This is a genomic window from Mesorhizobium tamadayense (assembly GCF_003863365.1).
GTDB classification, from domain to species: domain Bacteria; phylum Pseudomonadota; class Alphaproteobacteria; order Rhizobiales; family Rhizobiaceae; genus Mesorhizobium; species Mesorhizobium tamadayense.
On sequence record NZ_RQXT01000054.1, the window covers coordinates 1 to 17,239 of the forward strand.

A 17,239-nucleotide genomic window follows, 5' to 3' on the forward strand; every position below is an offset into this window, starting at 1 on the left:
GGGAGCCTTGGCGGCATAAAGCCTTGCGGGGGGCGGCTGCTTTGTTGACTTGCGGTGAGCCACTGGGAATCCGAAGATGAGACCATAGGTGTCTGCGAGGACGTTCCGGGTCGTCTCGCTCGACAGCCGTGCCGGCATGGACGGGGACGTCTCCTCCGCTTTTGCGGCGGCACTCGGCCAGGCTTCGAAGCGAGACAACGCTCAGGTGGGACGGCCGATCATTTGATCTGAATATCGCGTGACACGGCAATATCCGCCAGCCAATCGACCAGGCTTTGCGCAAAGCTGCGCGGCGCAAAAATATCGCAGGCTTCGGTCCCGGTACGCAAGACGAGCACCGGCACGTGATGGAAACCGGTCTGCAACGCGCTCCCCGGCCTCGCCTGCGGTGAATCCCAGTCGATCGCCACACAGGCCTTCAGAACGTCGAAGGTGTGCGGCCCGCTCAGCTTGAGCCGCATCCTGCCTTCGCCGAGCGACAGCGAACAGCCAAGGGCGGGATCGATCGACCAGCTCGGCTTCGGTCCGTCCTCCGTGATCAGCCAGAACCGGCGCGGCGCGACACGAACCGCAAGCCATCCGCCGACGGGCACGGCCTCGCCGAAGGCCGATGGCAGGGCGGCACCCAATTGGCGCGACAGCTCGGCCTCGCAAGCCGCTTGCGTCTCGGGCCAACCCTCGACCTGGACGATCGTGCAAGTCTCGACGGATACCGCAAAGCCGCATTCAGCCATGGAGCCGCTCTCCCTGCGGATCGAGAAAGACCGGCGAGACGACGCGGGCGCGGACAGCCTCGTTCTTCATCATGTGGACCGCCACCACTTCGTCCCCCATCGCGACATCGCCGGCAAGCAGCGCAAGGCCGACATAGGCTCCCAGCGTCGGGCTGTAGGTGACCGAGGTGATGCGGCCGCAGCCATGCCCCTTCAAGGTTTCGCCTTGCTTGAAAAGAACGGCGCCGCCGCTCAGGCGCGCGTCCGCCTCCACGCATGTCAGCCCGACCAGGCGCTGCCGGTCCTGCTCGGCGAGAGCAGGGCGGCGGCGAAGCACGTCGCCGACGAAACCGGAGCGCTTTCCAACCATGCGGCCAAGCCCGAGATCGTCGAGCGTCGTGCGGCCGTCGATTTCCGGGCCGGCAACATGGCCCTTCTCGACACGCAGCGCGCCGAGCGCCTCGACCCCGTAAGGCCTGAGCCCGAACGGCTGCCCGGCCTCGATCAGCCTGCGCCAGGCGGCTTCGCCGGCGCTCGCGCCGACATAGACCTCGTAGGCCCGCTCGCCGGAATAGCTCAGCCGGATGACACGCAGCGCGCGGCCGTCGAACTCTCCTCCAATGAGGCCCATATGCGGTAGAGCCTCGTTGGATACGTCCAAGGTCGGGAAAGCGGCGGCGAGAACCTCCCGGCTCCTCGGCCCGGCGACCGACATCGCCGCCCATTCGTCCGTCACGGAGGTCACGGCGACACGCAAGTCCGGCCAGGCCGTGTCGAGCAGGAATTCCAGCCGCGACAGCACGTTGGCCGCCTTGGCGGTCGACGTGGTCATGAAGAAACGGTGCTCGCCAAGCCTCGTTGTGGTGCCGTCGTCGAGGACGACGCCGTCGTCACGCAGCATGACGCCGTAGCGGGCGCGGCCGACCGGCAGCTTGACGAAGCCGTTCGCGTAGACCCGGTCGAACAGCGTCGCGGCATCGGGGCCCTGAACGTCGATCTTGCCCAGGGTCGAGATGTCCATCAGCCCGGCGGCCTCGCGCACGAAACGCATCTCCGCGACATAGGCCTCGTTCACGTCCCGGCCGGCGCCGCGGTAGAAATACGGCCGCATCCAGAGGCCGACTTCCAGCATGTCGGCGCCGTTGGCGATGTGCCAGTCATGCATCGGCGTGCGGCGGGTCGGCTTGAGATGATGGCCGACTGCGCGCCCGGCGAGCGCGCCGATCGCCACCGGCGTATAAGGCGGCCGGAAAGTGGTCGTACCCGTCTCGGGAATGGTTGCGCCGCGCAGCGCCGCCATGGCCGAGAGCGCCGGAAAATTGCTGGTCTTGCCCTGGTCCGTCCCCATGCCGAGCGTGGTGTAGCGCTTCAGATGCTCGACCGATTGGTAGCCCTCGCGATGGGCGAGCGCGATGTCGCCGGTGGTGACGTCCATCTGGAAGTCGACGAAGGCCTTGCCACGCGCCGGCGGGACACCACGGAACGCGGCCGCGGGCAGATCCGTGGATTGGAATTGGAGAGCGGCCGGGACCGGCTTCGTCTTTCCACAATATGCGGCCGCCTCGATGCCGGCGCGATGGCCGGTCTCGATCGCTTCCGCCGTGGTGTAGCCGCCGACCACGGAACCGGCGCCGAACTGACCGCCTGCCAAGGGACCGGGAGCGAAGCCGTCGATATCCTCGCGATACACCGGCTTGACGCCAAGATGGGAGGTGAGATGGACAGTCGGCGACCAGCCGCCGGAAACACAGACCAGGTCGCAGTCGACCTCGGTCTCCGCGCCCGATCCGGCAAGCCTGGCCGCGTTGAGCGCCCGGCCGCCACGCAGATCGGCAATGTGCGTGCCGGGGCGAACGGCAATCCCTAAGCGCAAGGCTTCCGCCTGCAGGGCAGGCGCAAGCGTCGCCCGCAGATCCGCGACCGTGACCTGCGCCCCCGCCGCAGCGAGATCGAAGGCCGTGCGCCAGGCACCGTCATTCGTCGTGGTGACCACGGCCCTTCTTCCGGGCAGGACGGCGAAGCGGTTGACATAGGTCCTGACCGCCGACGCGAGCATCACGCCGGGCCGATCGTTGTTCGAGAACACCAAAGGCCGCTCGATGGCGCCAGGGGCAAAGACGATCGCGCCGGCGCGCAGGATCGTGAACGCCTGGCGGACCCGGCCGGAGGCTTGCGCATGGTCTCGCCGCTCGACAAGGCCCAGCACCTGGCCATCGTAAATGCCGACGGCGGTTGTCCGCGCCATGAGGTCGACGTTCCCCAAACCCCTCAGTTCGATCCCCAATGCCTCGAGCCAGGCGTTGGCCTCCGAACCGGGACGTTCGGACAGAAGCTGTCCGCCGAAGCGAAAATCCTGCTCGATCAGCGCCACCCTGGCGCCGGCGTTCGCCGCGGCGCGCGCGGCGGACAGACCCGCCGGTCCGCCGCCGACAATGGCGACGTCCGCGAAGGCGTGGCGAAGCTCGTAACGGTCGGGGTCCGGTTCCATGCCGGCCTTGCCGAGCCCCGCCGCCCTGCGGATGAAATGCTCGTAGAACATCCAGGCGCGGCGGGTCGGCCCCATGAAGGTCTTGTAGTAGAAGCCCGCGGAAAGGAACGGCGCGAACAGGCCGTTGACGCTCTGCAGGTCGAAGGCGAGCGAAGGCCAGCGGTTCTGGCTCTCGGCGATCATGCCGTCGCCGAGTTCCAGCATCGTCGCAGGCAGGTTCGGCTCGCGCCGCCCGCCGGTCCCAAGTGTCACCAGCGCATTGGGCTCCTCGGCTCCGGCCGAGAAGATGCCGCGCGGCCTGTGGTATTTGAAGCTGCGGCCGACGAGCGACACGCCGTTGGCAAGCAGCGCGGAAGCGAGCGTGTCGCCCTGGAAACCGGCCAGCTTGCTGCCGTCGAAGCTGAATTCGAGCGGCCGGCCCCGATCGATGCGGCCGCCCTTGGCCAGCCGTTTGGAGTTGGAATTCATTGCGCCGATTTCCTGGGAGCCGGTTTCCTGGCGAGAGCGACCGAGGCGATTGAATGGGTACGTGTGTCGCGCTCCACGATCAGCCACTGCCGGCAGCCGAGGACGTGCTGCCAATGTTCCCTGTGCGATCCAGCCGGGTTCCTTCGGACGAAGACGTAGCGGTACCAGGCTTCGAAATCCGGATCGTCGTGGGCGGGGCGGATAATTGAGGCGTCGCCGCCATAACGGAACTCGTCATGGTCGCGCGGACCGCAGCACGGACAGTCGATGCGCAGCATGTCTCGGCGCTCCCTATTGTAGCCACGCGAACGGGCCGACGCCGGCCTCGTCGAGCGTGCGGCCCGTGCGGAAGCGGTCGAGGCTGAAGGCGGCGTTGAGCGGATGCGGCCTGCCGGTAGCGATCGTATGCGCGAAGCACCAGCCGGACGCCGGCGTTGCCTTGAAGCCGCCGTAGCACCAGCCGCCGTTGAGATAGAGCCCGTCGACCGGGGTTGGGCAGATGATCGGGCTCGCGTCGGGCGTCATATCCATCACGCCGCCCCAATGGCGCAGCAGCCTGACCCGAGAGATGCAAGGCATCAGCGCGATCGCCGCTTCGGCGACCTCGCGCACGACGCCGAGATTGCCGCGCTGGGCATAGGAATTGTAGCCGTCGAGATTGCCGCCGAAGACCAGCCCGCCCTTGTCGGACTGGCTGACGTAGAAATGATCGGCCCCGTAGGCGACGACCTGGTCGACCATCGGTTTGAGCGGCTCGGTCACGAAGGCCTGCAACACGTGGCTCTCGATCGGTAGTTCCAGGCCCGCTTTGTGGCCAAGCACCGAGGTATGTCCCGCGACGGCCAGGCCGACCTTGCCGGCGGCGATCAGGCCCTTGGCCGTCTCGACGCCGACGATTCTTTCGCCCTCGTGCAGGAAGCCCGTCACCTCGCAATTCTGGATGATATCGACGCCGTGGCCGTCCGCGGCACGGGCGTAACCCCAGGCGACCGCATCGTGGCGGGCTGTGCCGGCGCGGCCCTGCAGGATCGCGCCATGGATCGGGAAGCGCGCGGTTTCGGAATAGTCCAGATAGGGCACCAGGTGCCGCACGTCGTCGCGGCTCAGGATATCGGCGTCGATGCCGTTCAGCCGCATGACGTTGGCGCGGTGGCTGAAAGAGTCGAGCTGGTCGGCCGAGTGCGCGGTGACGATCTGGCCCCGCTGCGAGAACATGACGTTGAAGTTCAGCGCATGCGTCAGGCCTTCCCACAGTTTCATCGAGAATTCGTAGAACTGGGTGTTGCCGTCGAGCAGGTAATTGGAGCGCACGATGGTCGTGTTGCGGCCGACATTGCCGCCGCCGACATAGCCTTTCTCGAGCACCGCGACGTTGCGGATGCCGTGGTTCTCGGCGAGATAGAATGCCGTCGCCAGCCCATGGCCGCCGCCGCCGACGATGATGACGTCATAGGAGCGTTTCGGCTCCGGCGCGCGCCACGCGCGCTGCCAGTGCCTGTGGCCGGCGAGCCCGTTACGCAAAATGGAGAGGGCCGAATAGTGGCGCATCGGAGGCTTCTTGGTTCTATTTGACGAAGAGGCGGCGCGGGAAATCGCAGAAGGCTTCGACGCCGGTCTCAGTGATGCGGATCGATTCCGAAATGGCGATGCCCCAGTCTTCCAGCCAGAGACCCGGCATGAAGTGGATCGTCATGTTCGGCTCCAGAACCGTCTCGTCGATCGAGCGCAGCGAGATGGTCCGCTCGCCCCAGTCGGGCGGATAGCCTAGGCCGATGGAATAGCCGCAGCGCGAATCCTTGAAGAAGCCGTGCCGCTCGATGGCCTTCGTCCATGCCGCGTGCACGTCGCGAGAACCGGCGCCGGGCCTGGCCACGGCAAGCGCTGCTTCGAGCCCCTCGACAACCACGTCCGCGGCCTTGCACATCTTCTCCGGCGGCGTGCCGAGATAGATCGTGCGCGTCAGCGGCACATGGTAGTGGTGCCGCACGCCGGCGATCTCGACCGTCGTGCCTGCCGGCGAGGCGAACGGATCATCGCGCCAAGTCAGGTGCGGGCAGGAGGTGCCGACGCCGGTCGGCATCAGCGGCGCGATCGCCGCGTAGTCGCCGCCAAAGGCTTCGGTTCCGTGCGTGGCGGTCGCGAGAATTTCGGCGGCGGCATCGCATTGGCGAACGCCGGGCCCGATCACCTCGATCGCCCGCGCCATCGTCTTTTCGGCGATGCGGGCCGCCTGCCGCATCAGCCCGATCTCGGCCGCCGACTTCACCGCGCGGACCCAGTTGACTAGCGTGCCGGCATCGACGAAGCGCGCGTTGGGCAGTTCCGCCTTCAGGATCTCGAGCGACTTCGCGGTGAAATAGAAGGAATCTGCCTCCACGCCGATCCTTGCGCGCTCGAGGCCGCGCTCGCGCATAACTCGCGCCACGGCCTGCAGCGGGTGCTTCGCCTGCGACTGCACATGGTCGTCGGAATAGCCGACGATGTTTTCCTCCGGCAGGATCGTCGTCAGCCGCGCCCCGTTGACGTCCTGGCCGCGCCCGATCCAGATCGGAACCGCCGTGTCCAGTCCGACAAGCACGCCTTGGTGGACATAGAAGGACCAGCCGTCATAGCCGGTGAGGTAGTTGAGGTTGGCGGGCTCGGACACATAGAGCGCGTCGAGCCCGGCTTGCGCCATGCGCTCTTTGGTCTTGGCCAGCCTGGCGGCGAATTCCTCGCGCTCGAACGGGGTGTTGTTGCTGCCGAACCGCATCGCCGATTTCCTCAGCGAACGGTCACGCCCGACGGCGTCCTGGTGAGCACCTCGGCGCCCGAGGGACCCAGCAGGACCGCGTTGGACATGAAGAAATCGCCGCGTCCGGTGCCCATCAGCCAAGAGAGCACGTGGAAGCTCATGCCGGTCTTGAGCACGATGTCGCTGTCGCGGCGCAGCCCGGTCACCTTGTTGCCGCCCGTCCAGCTCGGCGGCACGCCGATGCCGACCACATAGCCGCAATGATGCCGGCGGTAATGCGAGAGGCCGGCACGGTCGACCACGCCCTGCCAGGCCGCGTAGACGTCGCGGAACAGGACGCCGTCGCGCATCGCGCCGACGACAGCGGCAAAGGCGTCGGCCGTGAGCGCGGCCATCTCATAGGTCTCCTTCGCGGCGTGGCCGACATGGATCAGGCGGCCGAGAGGCGCATGGTAGCGGGCGACGCAGCCGGTCAACTCGAGGAAGACCGCTTCGCCCGCGCCGAACCGGTCGCTCGTCCAGGTCGTATGCTCTTCGCCGAGCCTGCGGGTGGAACGGATGAACGGACCGAAGCCGGGAAACGTGCCGCCCGCCTCGATCATGGCACGCTCGGCTTCCGCCGCGACATGGCGCTCGCTGGCACCTTCCGCGATCGCTTCGATCGCCGCCCGCGCGCCGGCGTCGGACACCTTCGCCGTGGCCCGCATCAGGGCCTGCTCGGCCGGGCTCTTGACCATACGGATGTCGTCGATGACGCCCGAGGCGTCGACCCAGCGCGAGGCGGTCAGGCGCTGCTTCAGCGCCTCGGCGAGCCCGTGCGGCAGACCGGACGACCATGACTCGATGCCGACAGAGCCAAGCCTGCCCGAAAGCACGCGCCCCAGCAGATCGGCCACCGTCTCGCCGTCATGGTGTCCTTCGAAGCGCGCATTCCTGACCTGGTTGGCAATGGTCACCTTTTCCATTGCGCGCGTCAGAAGGATCATCTCGCCGTCGGCCGGGACGACCAGAACATGCGGCGCGAAGTAGCCCCAGTGATCGAGCCCGGTCAGATAGAAGATGTTCTCCGGCGCGGAGACCAGAAGGGTGTCGATACCGCGCCCGGCCATGGCATGCCGGACGGCATCGCGGCGCCGATCGAACTCCTCACTCTCGAAATAGGGCGCGATAGATTCGCCGCTGCTTTTGTCCAGCACATCTCCCCCTCCGGAGCCGATGCTCCGCAGCTTCAGTTTTTCGCCTTCGCTTGAGGCATGTTGTGTACAACTATCGCGAATATCGGTCTTGAATTTCGATCATGTCAAGGATCTTTCGTTTTTGACCGAGCATTGATGTGCACATCTATTGAAATGCAGAGAAAAATCTGCAACCATACGTTCAAGCTGCTCAATGCCGAAAAAAGGGGTCGGATCAGGCGGCGGTTTCGCAACAATGGGAGCAAGATGATGACGATCAGAATTTCGCGCCGCACTGTGGTTGGGCTCGGTGCCGGGCTAGTCATGTTGTCCGGCGCTGGAATCGCGCATGCCGAGTCGACGCTGGAGCGCGCCAAGAAGGACGGCTATATCCGCGTCGGCTTCGCCAACGAGGCGCCCTTCGGATACGCCACGCCCGACGGCAAGCTGACCGGCGAGGCGCCGGAAGTCGCCAAGGCGGTGCTGGCCAAGTTGGGCATCAAGCAGGTCGACGGCGTGCTGACCGAATTCGGCTCGCTCATCCCGGGCCTCAAGGCCGGCCGCTTCGACATCATCGCCGCCGGCATGTTCATCACTCCGAAGCGCTGCGCCGAGATCAATTACTCCGAGCCTTCCTACGGCATCGGCGAGGCCATGCTGGTGGCAAAAGGCAACCCGAAAGGCGTGAAGGATTTTTCGAGCATCAAGGACAATCCGGATCTCAAGCTTGCCGTGATGGCAGGCGCCGTCGAAGGCGGCTTCGCCAAGGATGCGGGCGTGGGCGCCGGGCAGATCGTGGCCCTGCCTGACCAGTCCAGCCTGGTCGCGGCCGTCCAGTCGGGCCGCGCCGACGCTGCCGCGTTGACGGCGCTTTCGATCGCCGACATGGCCAAGAAGGCGGACGGCGTCGAATCGACCAAGCCGTTCGGAGAGGTTAACGGCAAGTCGGTGAAGGGCCATGGCGGCTTTGGCTTCCGCAAGGAAGATACCGATCTGCTGGAGGCATTCAACGCTGAACTGAAGAAGTTCATCGGTTCGCCCGAGCATATCGCCCTGGTCGAGCCGCTCGGCTTCGGCAAGGATTATCTGCCCAACAAGACCACTGCGCAGCTCTGCAAGGGCGAATAAGTTCCCAACTGCTGGCGGCGCGAAAGCGCCGCCCTTTTTTCTTAGGCCACCTTTTCTTAGGGAAGCGCATTCTTAGGGGAAGCGCATGGGAATCCGCACGCTAATAGGCATGCTGGTCGCCGCCGTCGCGGTGATTGCCGCCATGGCCACGCAGGAAGCCTATCGGCTGTTTCTGCCCGGGCTGTTGCAAGGCGCGGTGCTGACGATCGAGATCGCCATCCTCGGCAGCCTGCTCGCGATCGTCATGGGCGTGTTCGCAGCCCTTGCCCGGCTCTATGGTCCGGCGCCGGTCCGATGGCTGGCCACGGTCTATGTCGAGATCTTCCGCGGCACCTCGGCGCTGGTGCAATTGTTCTGGCTGTTTTTCGTGCTGCCGCAATTCGGCGTGTCGCTCGACGCCTTTCTGGTTGCCGTCGTGGCATTGGGGCTGAATGTCGGCGCCTACGGGTCGGAGGTCGTGCGCGGCGCGATCCTGTCGGTCGCCCGCGGGCAGTGGGAGGCGTGCACGGCGTTGAACATGAGCCGCGCCCAGATGCTGCGCCGGATCATCCTGCCGCAGGCTTTCGTCGCCATGATCCCGCCCTGGGGCAACCTCTTCATCGAGCTTTTGAAATCGACGGCGCTGGTTTCGCTGATCACGCTTTCGGACCTTGCCTTCAAGGCGCAGCAGATGAACCAGAACACGTTCAAGACCATCCCGATCTTCACCCTCGTCCTTTTGATGTACCTGGCAATGTCGCTGGTCCTCACCATCGGCATGCGGCTGCTCGAAAGACGGGCTTCGCTCGGGCTGGCGCGGGGGAGGGCAGGCTGATGTGGGATTGGGCCTTTACCTGGGAGATCCTGCCGGTGCTTGCCAACGCCGCCATCCTCTCCATCGAGGCGACGCTGATCGGCTTCGTTCTTGCCGCCACGCTGGGACTTGTGCTGGCGGTCGTGCGCATCGCCGTGCCGCGGACCGCCTGGACGATTTCGGTGCTGGTCGAACTGATCCGTTCGACCCCGCTGCTGATCCAGATCTTCTTCCTCTATTTCGTCTTTCCGAAATTCGGCGTCGTGCTCGACGCCTTCACCGCAGGCGTGCTTGCCATCGGCATCCACTACGCCGCCTATTGCTCGGAGGTCTACCGCGCCGGGTTCGACAACATCCATCGCGGCCAGTGGGAAGCCTCGATCGCGCTCAACCTGTCGGCCTGGACAACGTTTCGCGATATCATCATCCCACAGGCGATCCCGCCGATCGTTCCGGCGCTCGGCAACTACCTGGTCGCCTTATTCAAGGAGACGCCGCTGCTTTCGGCAATCGCCGTGATGGAACTGATGCAGGCGGCCAAGATCATCGGTTCCGAAACCTTCCGCTACACCGAGCCGATGACGCTGGTCGGCCTGTTCTTCCTTGCCATGAGCCTGGTTTCGGCCGCGCTCATCCGCTCCCTCGAACGCCTGCTCAACCGGAGAACCATGCGATGACGGAACAACCGATGGTCCGCTTCGAGAATGTTTCCAAACGCTACGGCGCGCTGACCGTGCTCGACGGGCTCAACCTCGACATCGCCCGCGGCGAGAAGGTCTCCATCATCGGTCCGTCCGGCTCGGGCAAGACGACGGTGCTGCGCATGCTGATGACGCTGGAGACGATCAATGACGGCGTCATCTGGGTCGAAGGCGAGCCGCTGACCCACATGAAGAAGAACGGCACGCTCGTTCCGGCCGACCTCGCCCATATCCGCAAGATTCGCGCCAAGATCGGCATGGTGTTCCAGTCGTTCAACCTGTTTCCGCACATGACGGCGATGCAGAACTGCATCGAGGCGCCGATCACGGTGCTCGGAATGAAGCGGACCGATGCCGAGGCGCGGGCAGCCGAGCTTCTCGACATGGTCGGGCTGTCGCAGAAGAAAGACCATTATCCGTCACAGCTTTCCGGCGGGCAGCAGCAACGCGTCGCCATCGCGCGGGCATGCGCGATGCGGCCCAAGATCATGCTGTTCGACGAGGTGACGTCCGCGCTCGACCCCGAACTCGTCGGCGAAGTGCTTGAAGTCATCCGAAAACTCGGTAGGGAACATGACCTGACCATGCTGATGGTCACCCATCAGATGGGGTTTGCCAAGGAGTTCTCCGATCGCGTCTGCTTCTTCCACGCGGGCAAGATCTGCGAGCAGGGGCCGCCGAACGAATTGTTCGGCGCGCCAAAGAACGAGCGGACGCGGCAGTTCCTGCACGCGGTCCTGGAGGCTGGATGATCCGCGACGACGATGTGGTGACAGGCCAGGCCATGACCGGTCAAACCCGCCCGCTTTCGGCACGAGAGAGGTCGGAACGCATCTACAGGATCCTGCTCGACCGCATTTGCCTGCTCGACTACCCGCCAGGAAGCCATCTCTCCGAGGAGGAACTTGCCCAGGAATTCGAGATCAGCCGCACGCCGGTGCGGCGCGTGCTGGCGCGCCTCGAATCCGAAGGCCTGGTTCAATCCGTCCACGGCGTCGGCACGATCGTCACCGACGTCGACATCGAGGAACTGCAGCAAGTCTATCATCTGCGCATGGAATTGGCGGAGTTGATCGGCAAGCTGTCGCCGATCCCGCGCACGGCCGCCGATCTCGACCGCATACGCGCACTGATGGAGCGCTGCGACGCCCACATCCTCAATCCGGATCAGCGCGCCTTCCTGCGCCTGAACATGGATTTCTTCTACGAACTGAGCGCGATGACCGGAAACCAGCCGTTGCGCGACATCAGCGAGCGACTCTACCTTCAGGTCGCACGGGTCGTGCTGAAAATGATGCCGCGGCTTGGGCTGGCCGAGGAGTTCACCGCGTTCCGCCGGGAGATCGCGGAGGTGCTCGCGGCGGCCGAGATCGGCGACTGGGCTTCGATCGGACACATCAGGCGGGCGCATATCTCGATGAGCTTCCGGCGCATGATGCTGCATCGAAATGACAAGGGCGAAGCCTTGCATGGCGAGGATCCGGTCAGGTCGGCGGAAGGCCTGGTCGAATAGCGGGTTTCTCGATCCATCTTTCGTCTTGCCGAAGGCGTGGAACAGGCTCGGCGTCGTCGCCGCCCGGCATTGGCCCGCATGCCGGCAAGACCGCCTTCATCGAAGATCAGGCGAATACGACCGCCGGCAACGGCGTCGTCAATGCTTGTGCAATGAGCGAATCCACCTGCATGAAGCTGGAGTGGCCAACCACGGTATCGCCGGGGCGCTCGCCGCTTCGTCGATCATGGCAAGAGCGACTGCAGCCGCGCTCGCGCGGCCCGACACGCGGAGCCACGAACACCGAAGGAAGACCAGCGCCATCGTCGCTGCCATCGAGAGGGAAGCAGAAAATGTCCTCGCATAGGATCGCCGTCATCGGCGGTGACGGCATAGGCCCGGAGGTCGTGGAGGCCGGCGTCCAGGTGCTGGAAGCCCTGGCTGCCGTCGAGCCGGGTCTTGCCCTCGAGTTCAGGCGCTTCGATTGGGGCTCGGACTACTACCGCCGCAACGGCCGCATGATGCCGCAGGATGGCCTGGCTCAGCTGGAGAGCTTCGACGCGATCTATTTCGGCTCGGTCGGCGACCCGGAACTCCCCGACGACATCACGCTTTGGGGCTTGCGCCTGGCCATCTGCCAGCGGTTCGACCAGTACGCCAATGTGCGGCCGACGCGCCTTCTGCCCGGCCTGACCAGCCCGCTGCGGCCAGAGCTTGGCCGGCAGATAGACTGGGTGATCGTGCGCGAGAACAGCGAAGGCGAATATGCGGGCGTCGGCGGGCGCGCTCATCGCGGCCTGCCGATCGAGGTGGGCATGGATGTCGCTGTCTTCACGCGCACCGGCGTCGAGCGGATCGCCCGCTTTGCCTGCGACCTCGCGCTGTCGCGCCCGCGCAAGCTGCTGACCGTAGTTACCAAGTCGAACGCGCAGCGCCACGGCATGGTACTTTGGGACGAAGTCGTGCGCGAAGTGACTCGAGACTATCCCGGCCTGACCGTCGACTGGATGCTGGTCGACGCCATGACCCAGCGCATGGTCAACAAGCCCGGCAGCATCGATACGGTGCTGGCAACCAATCTCCATGCCGACATCCTGTCCGATCTGGCTGCAGCGCTTGGTGGCTCGCTGGGCATCGGCTCGACCGCGAACGTCGATCCGTCGAGCCGCCGTCCGTCCATGTTCGAACCCATCCACGGTTCGGCCTTCGACATCACCGGCAAGGGCGTCGCCAATCCGCTTGGATCGTTCTGGACCGCAAGCCTGATGCTTGACCATCTCGGCGAGCAGGCCGCAGCGCGTCGCCTTATGTCGGCGATTGAAACCGTCACCGGCCGAGGAGAACATCTCAGTCCCGACCTCGGCGGCGCGGCGCATACCGCCGAGGTCACCGCTGCCGTGATTGCCGCGCTCGAAGGTGTAAACAGCACGGGTCCATCCCGGTTGGCCGGATAGAAGCGGCAAGAGGCGCTGCAGGCATTCGGACCTGGATGCGATCGAGGCGATGGCGGCGACTGGGTTTTGCGCGACTGCAGGGGCGTTCGCGCGGCAAAGTTCCCCTCGGCATTGTTGTCTAGCGTCTGGTGCCGGTGGTGATGCTACGCTCCGGCGCGAGGATGCGCGCCACATGTTCGGCGATCGCCAGGCTGGAGGTCAGCCCGGGACTTTCGATGCCGAAAAAGTTGACCAGACCGGCGATGCCATGGGTCGCGGCATGCTGGATGACGAAATCGCTGTTGGCTTCGCCCGGGCCGGAGAGCTTTGGCCGGATGCCGCTATAGGCCGGCTGCAGGCTGCCGTCCGGCAACTCCGGCCAGTATTTGCGGATCTGCGCATAGAAGCGTTCGCCGCGCGCGGGATCGACGCGGTAGTCGAGTGTGTCCGTCCATTCGACATCCGGTCCGAAACGGGCAATTCCGCCGAGGTCGAGCGTCAGATGGACGCCGAGTCCGCCGGGCTCCGGCACGGGGTAAATAAGCCGCGAGAAGGGCGCGCGGCCTGCCACCGAGAAGTAATTGCCTTTGGCGTAGCGAAGCGTCGGCAGGAACCTCCGGTCGAAGCCATCGAGCGAGCCGGCCAGCGCGACCGCGCCGAGGCCGGCCGCGTTGACGAGCCGCGATGTGGCGATCTCGAAACCTTCGTCGCTCGTCGTGTCCATCGTCTGGAGCACGATGCGGCCGGCCTCGATCCGGCCGGAAACGATGCGGGTGTTGAGCGACAGCATCGCGCCGTTCTCCTCGGCGTCTCCAAGCAGCGTGAGCATGAGCGCGTGGCTGTCGATGATGCCGGTGGAAGGCGAGAGCAGCGCTTTCGTGCAATGCAGCGCCGGCTCCAGCGCCTGCGCCTCGGCGGCGGAAAGTACGCGCAGGTCGCCGACACCGCAGGCAACGGCATTGGCGCGAATGGTGGCAAGCGCTGGCTCCTGGGCCTCGTCGGTCGCGACGATCAGCTTGCCGCAGCGCCGGTGCGGTAGCGAGCGCTCCGTTGAGTAGCGATAGAGCATCTCGCGCCCGGCAACGCAGAACCGGGCTTTCAGCGATCCTTGCGGATAATAGATGCCGGCATGGATGACTTCCGAATTGCGTGAGCTCGTTTCGGTACCGATCGCGTCCGCCGCTTCGACGATCAGCGTATCGAGGCCTTTCGCGGCCAGGTGTCGCGCAACCGCAAGTCCGATGACGCCGGCGCCGGCAATCACGCAGTCGACCTGTTCCATGCCAGCTCCACCCGGTTGCGCATGCGCTGCGCTTAGTTCTTGCAGGACTGTACTGTCTCTGTGCGCCCAAAAATCTCATGGCGCTATCGATTGTGACACGGCGGCTCTTGCGGCCGCATCCCTGCCATGATGCATCAATCGGCACAGATGCGAGGCGGGTTTTTGGACTTCTCAACAAGGGAGGCGGTCCTATCTTTCTTACCCGCCGCAGACAGGAGCCATCATGGACGCCAGACCGAATTCCCCTGAAGCCCGCGATATCCGCTACCATCTGCATGCCTACACCAATGCCCGCAAGCATCAGGAGACCGGTCCGCTGGTGATCGAGAAGGGCGACGGCGTCTATGTCGAGGACATCGCCGGCAACCGCTACATCGAGGCGATGGCCGGCCTGTGGAGCGTCGCCGTCGGCTTTTCGGAAAAGCGGCTGGTCGAGGCCGCCACAAGACAGATGTCGAAGCTGCCCTTCTATCACGACTTCGGCTCGAAGGCGCATTCGCCGCTGATCGACCTGGCGGAGAAGCTGGTGCAGATGGCGCCGGTGCCGATGAGCAAGGCCTATTTCACCAACTCGGGCTCCGAGGCCAACGACACGGCGATCAAGATGATCTGGTACCGGTCGAACGCGCTCGGCCAGCCGGCGCGCAAGAAGATCATCAGCCGCAAGCGCGGCTATCACGGCGTCACCATCGCCGCGGCCAGCCTGACCGGGCTGCCGAACAATCATCTCTCCTTCGACCTGCCGATCGCCAATATCCTGCACACGTCGACGCCGCATCATTGGCGCGACGCCGAGCCCGACGAAAGCGAGGAACAGTTCTCAAGCCGACTAGCCGACGATCTCGAGAAGCTGATCCTCGCCGAGGGGCCGGAGACCATCGCCGCCTTCATCGGCGAGCCGATCATGGGCGCCGGCGGCGTCATCGTTCCGCCCGCCGGCTACTGGGAAAAGATCCAGGCGGTGCTGTCGAAACACGACATCCTGCTGGTGGCCGACGAGGTGATCTGCGGCTTCGGCCGGACTGGCGAGATGTTCGGCTCGCAGACCTTCGGTATCAGGCCCGACATCATGGTGTTGTCCAAGCAGATCTCGTCGTCCTACCTGCCGATCTCGGCGCTGCTCATCAACGACAAGGTGTTCGAGCCGATCGCCGACGAGAGCGACCGCATCGGCACCTTCGGCCACGGCTTCACCGGCGGCGGCCATCCGGTCGCCGCGGCCGTCGCGCTGGAAAACATCAAGCTGATCGAGGAGCGCGACCTCGTCGGCAATGCGCGCAAGGTCGGCGTGCATTTGCAGGCGCGGCTGCGCAAGCTGGATTCCCATCCTCTGGTGGGCGAGGTGCGCGGCGTCGGCCTGATCGCCGCCGTCGAGCTGGTCGCCGACAAGGCGAGCAGGGCGCCATGGGGCAAGCCAGCCGCGCTTGGCGCGCTGGTCAACGGCTTGCTGCAGCAGAACGGCGTGATCTCGCGCAACATGGGCGACGCGATCGCCTTTTGTCCGCCGCTGATCATCACCCAGGCGCAGGTCGATGCCCTGATGGATGCGTTCGAGCGGTCGCTCGACGCGGCCCTGCCGCAGGTCCGGCCGCAGCGCTGAATTGATCCATCACCGCCGACGCGCCCTTGTCAGGTGAAAGCCTATCTCGCCTCATCAAGTCGCCCATGGGCTATCGTGGGACAGCGGCGGCTGGCATGTTGCCAAGCGCGAAGAGGCTTTGACGAGATCAACGCCAGTTCGGAAGCAGCGCTTCAGAGCGCGAGCACCGTACGCCAATAGAGCGTGAGGCAAGCATGAAACCAGCGGTTCCGGAGACCAGCCGGCTGAAGATCGGCTTCATTCTCGCCCGCTCCTTCACGCTTTCGGCGTTTGCGCTGTTCGTCGACACACTGCGCCTGGCCAGCGACGAAGCGGACAGGTCCGGCAGGATCTTTGCGGACTGGCAGGTTCTGGCGAGCACCAGACACCTGATCACCGCCAGCTGCGGCGTGCAGGTCGCGCCGACGTCGGATTTCGTCGATTCCGGCCTGTTCGACTACATCGTCGTCGTCGGCGGACTGTTGAACAGCGAGTTCCCGGTCGACGACGAAACCGTCCGCTACCTTAAGCGAGCCGCGGCAGCCAAGGTTCCGTTGATCGGGGTTTGCACGGGTACTTTCATCCTGGCGGAGGCCGGCCTGATGAAGCACCACCGGACCTGCGTGAGCTGGCTGCATTATCAGGCGTTCCGCCAGCGTTTCCCGGACCACCAAGTCAGGGCCGACCGCATTTTCAATCTCGACCGGAGCAGGGGATCATGCGCCGGCGGCAGCAGCGCCGCTGACATGGCAGCGTCGATCGTGAGGCGCCACATCAGCGAACGGGCGGAGCGAAACGCGCTCGAAGTGCTGCAGATCGACAAGGCACGCTCGGCTTTGCACATCCAGCCGCGCAGGCCGCTTGCCATCGAATCCGACGATCCGCGACTCCAGGCGGCGCTCATCATGATGGAGAGCCACATCGAGAACACGATCTCGATTCCGGAGCTCGCGGCATCGGTCGGATTGTCGCGGAGGCAACTGGAGCGCTTGTTCATGGAGAAGACGCAGAGCTCGCCGGCACTCGTGTACAAGAGAGTGCGTCTCGAGCGGGCGAAGCAGCTGCTGCTCGAGACCAGCGTTCCGATGGTCGAGATCGCCATTGAGGTCGGCTTCGAGAACGCCTCGCATTTCTCCAGGGCGTTTCGCGAGACGTTCGGCCTGCCGCCCAGCAAGGTCAGGTCGGCAATTTCCAACTGACCTGCCCGCAAGGAAGGTTATTCAGGGTTGTCGCCCGGGTGCCCAAGCTCGCAG

Annotated in this window: 15 protein-coding genes; 8 read left to right on the top strand and 7 right to left on the bottom strand. The window is 65.1% G+C overall.

Features of this window, described 5'->3' with window-relative positions:
- Window positions 1–218 precede the first annotated feature (218 nt).
- Genes EH240_RS30175 through EH240_RS30200 form a run of 6 tightly spaced genes read right to left on the bottom strand, consistent with a single transcriptional unit; the run spans window position 219 to window position 7,599 of the window.
- Complete coding sequence (locus EH240_RS30175) at window positions 219–734, bottom strand: aminomethyltransferase family protein (RefSeq protein WP_125005426.1); 516 nt, start codon at window positions 732–734, stop codon at window positions 219–221.
- On the bottom strand, window positions 727–3,669 hold the full coding sequence (locus EH240_RS30180) for a sarcosine oxidase subunit alpha family protein (RefSeq protein WP_125005428.1): 2,943 nt from the start codon (window positions 3,667–3,669) through the stop codon (window positions 727–729). The genes EH240_RS30175 and EH240_RS30180 overlap by 8 nt, the downstream gene beginning before the upstream one ends.
- Window positions 3,666–3,947: a sarcosine oxidase subunit delta gene (locus EH240_RS30185; protein ID WP_125005430.1), complete on the bottom strand. Its 282-nt coding sequence runs from the start codon at window positions 3,945–3,947 to the stop codon at window positions 3,666–3,668. The genes EH240_RS30180 and EH240_RS30185 overlap by 4 nt, the downstream gene beginning before the upstream one ends.
- 13 nt (window positions 3,948–3,960) lie before the next feature.
- A complete protein-coding gene (locus EH240_RS30190) occupies window positions 3,961–5,217 on the bottom strand; it encodes a sarcosine oxidase subunit beta family protein (protein WP_125005432.1) in 1,257 nt (418 codons plus the stop codon).
- 16 nt (window positions 5,218–5,233) lie between these two features.
- Window positions 5,234–6,421, bottom strand: coding sequence for a M24 family metallopeptidase (locus tag EH240_RS30195; protein WP_125005434.1), 1,188 nt, complete (start codon window positions 6,419–6,421; stop codon window positions 5,234–5,236).
- 11 nt (window positions 6,422–6,432) lie between these two features.
- The gene (locus tag EH240_RS30200; RefSeq protein ID WP_245436516.1) at window positions 6,433–7,599 is read right to left on the bottom strand and encodes a M24 family metallopeptidase; all 1,167 of its coding nucleotides are present in this window, start codon (window positions 7,597–7,599) and stop codon (window positions 6,433–6,435) included.
- Between the two features lie 249 nt (window positions 7,600–7,848).
- Between EH240_RS30200 and ehuB the strand changes: the two genes are divergently transcribed.
- The 6 genes from ehuB to EH240_RS30230 all read left to right on the top strand — a co-directional run bounded on the left by ehuB (window position 7,849) and on the right by EH240_RS30230 (window position 13,146).
- The gene (gene ehuB, locus EH240_RS30205) at window positions 7,849–8,706 is read left to right on the top strand and encodes an ectoine/hydroxyectoine ABC transporter substrate-binding protein EhuB (protein WP_245436518.1); all 858 of its coding nucleotides are present in this window, start codon (window positions 7,849–7,851) and stop codon (window positions 8,704–8,706) included.
- A gap of 85 nt (window positions 8,707–8,791) precedes the next feature.
- Complete coding sequence (gene ehuC, locus EH240_RS30210) at window positions 8,792–9,520, top strand: ectoine/hydroxyectoine ABC transporter permease subunit EhuC (RefSeq protein WP_125005439.1); 729 nt, start codon at window positions 8,792–8,794, stop codon at window positions 9,518–9,520.
- The gene (ehuD, locus tag EH240_RS30215; protein WP_125005500.1) at window positions 9,517–10,176 is read left to right on the top strand and encodes an ectoine/hydroxyectoine ABC transporter permease subunit EhuD; all 660 of its coding nucleotides are present in this window, start codon (window positions 9,517–9,519) and stop codon (window positions 10,174–10,176) included. The genes ehuC and ehuD overlap by 4 nt, the downstream gene beginning before the upstream one ends.
- The gene (ehuA, locus tag EH240_RS30220) at window positions 10,173–10,952 is read left to right on the top strand and encodes an ectoine/hydroxyectoine ABC transporter ATP-binding protein EhuA (RefSeq protein WP_125005441.1); all 780 of its coding nucleotides are present in this window, start codon (window positions 10,173–10,175) and stop codon (window positions 10,950–10,952) included. Before ehuD ends, ehuA begins: the two co-directional genes overlap by 4 nt.
- A complete protein-coding gene (locus EH240_RS30225; RefSeq protein ID WP_245436520.1) occupies window positions 10,949–11,713 on the top strand; it encodes a GntR family transcriptional regulator in 765 nt (254 codons plus the stop codon). The genes ehuA and EH240_RS30225 overlap by 4 nt, the downstream gene beginning before the upstream one ends.
- Before the next feature lie 332 nt (window positions 11,714–12,045).
- Window positions 12,046–13,146: a tartrate dehydrogenase gene (locus tag EH240_RS30230; protein WP_125005443.1), complete on the top strand. Its 1,101-nt coding sequence runs from the start codon at window positions 12,046–12,048 to the stop codon at window positions 13,144–13,146.
- Between the two features lie 118 nt (window positions 13,147–13,264).
- Here the strand turns inward: EH240_RS30230 and EH240_RS30235 are convergent, their stop codons facing one another.
- Window positions 13,265–14,407: an NAD(P)/FAD-dependent oxidoreductase gene (locus EH240_RS30235; protein WP_125005445.1), complete on the bottom strand. Its 1,143-nt coding sequence runs from the start codon at window positions 14,405–14,407 to the stop codon at window positions 13,265–13,267.
- A 223-nt stretch (window positions 14,408–14,630) separates the two neighbouring features.
- On the opposite strand from EH240_RS30235, the gene EH240_RS30240 reads away from it, so the two are divergent.
- Window positions 14,631–16,007, top strand: coding sequence for an aspartate aminotransferase family protein (locus EH240_RS30240; RefSeq protein WP_125005447.1), 1,377 nt, complete (start codon window positions 14,631–14,633; stop codon window positions 16,005–16,007).
- 194 nt (window positions 16,008–16,201) lie between these two features.
- Complete coding sequence (locus EH240_RS30245; RefSeq protein WP_125005449.1) at window positions 16,202–17,185, top strand: GlxA family transcriptional regulator; 984 nt, start codon at window positions 16,202–16,204, stop codon at window positions 17,183–17,185.
- The last annotated feature ends 54 nt before the right edge of the window (window positions 17,186–17,239 follow it).

Coding starts and splice junctions, on each gene's coding strand:
- EH240_RS30195 (WP_125005434.1), bottom strand. CDS start 6,421: ATGCGGTTCGGCAGCAACAACACCCCGTTCGAGCGCGAGGAATTCGCC.
- EH240_RS30190 (WP_125005432.1), bottom strand. CDS start 5,217: ATGCGCCACTATTCGGCCCTCTCCATTTTGCGTAACGGGCTCGCCGGC.
- EH240_RS30230 (WP_125005443.1), top strand. CDS start 12,046: ATGTCCTCGCATAGGATCGCCGTCATCGGCGGTGACGGCATAGGCCCG.
- EH240_RS30245 (WP_125005449.1), top strand. CDS start 16,202: ATGAAACCAGCGGTTCCGGAGACCAGCCGGCTGAAGATCGGCTTCATT.
- EH240_RS30235 (WP_125005445.1), bottom strand. CDS start 14,407: ATGGAACAGGTCGACTGCGTGATTGCCGGCGCCGGCGTCATCGGACTT.
- EH240_RS30185 (WP_125005430.1), bottom strand. CDS start 3,947: ATGCTGCGCATCGACTGTCCGTGCTGCGGTCCGCGCGACCATGACGAG.
- ehuC (WP_125005439.1), top strand. CDS start 8,792: ATGGGAATCCGCACGCTAATAGGCATGCTGGTCGCCGCCGTCGCGGTG.
- ehuB (WP_245436518.1), top strand. CDS start 7,849: ATGACGATCAGAATTTCGCGCCGCACTGTGGTTGGGCTCGGTGCCGGG.
- EH240_RS30225 (WP_245436520.1), top strand. CDS start 10,949: ATGATCCGCGACGACGATGTGGTGACAGGCCAGGCCATGACCGGTCAA.
- EH240_RS30240 (WP_125005447.1), top strand. CDS start 14,631: ATGGACGCCAGACCGAATTCCCCTGAAGCCCGCGATATCCGCTACCAT.
- EH240_RS30175 (WP_125005426.1), bottom strand. CDS start 734: ATGGCTGAATGCGGCTTTGCGGTATCCGTCGAGACTTGCACGATCGTC.
- ehuA (WP_125005441.1), top strand. CDS start 10,173: ATGACGGAACAACCGATGGTCCGCTTCGAGAATGTTTCCAAACGCTAC.
- EH240_RS30180 (WP_125005428.1), bottom strand. CDS start 3,669: ATGAATTCCAACTCCAAACGGCTGGCCAAGGGCGGCCGCATCGATCGG.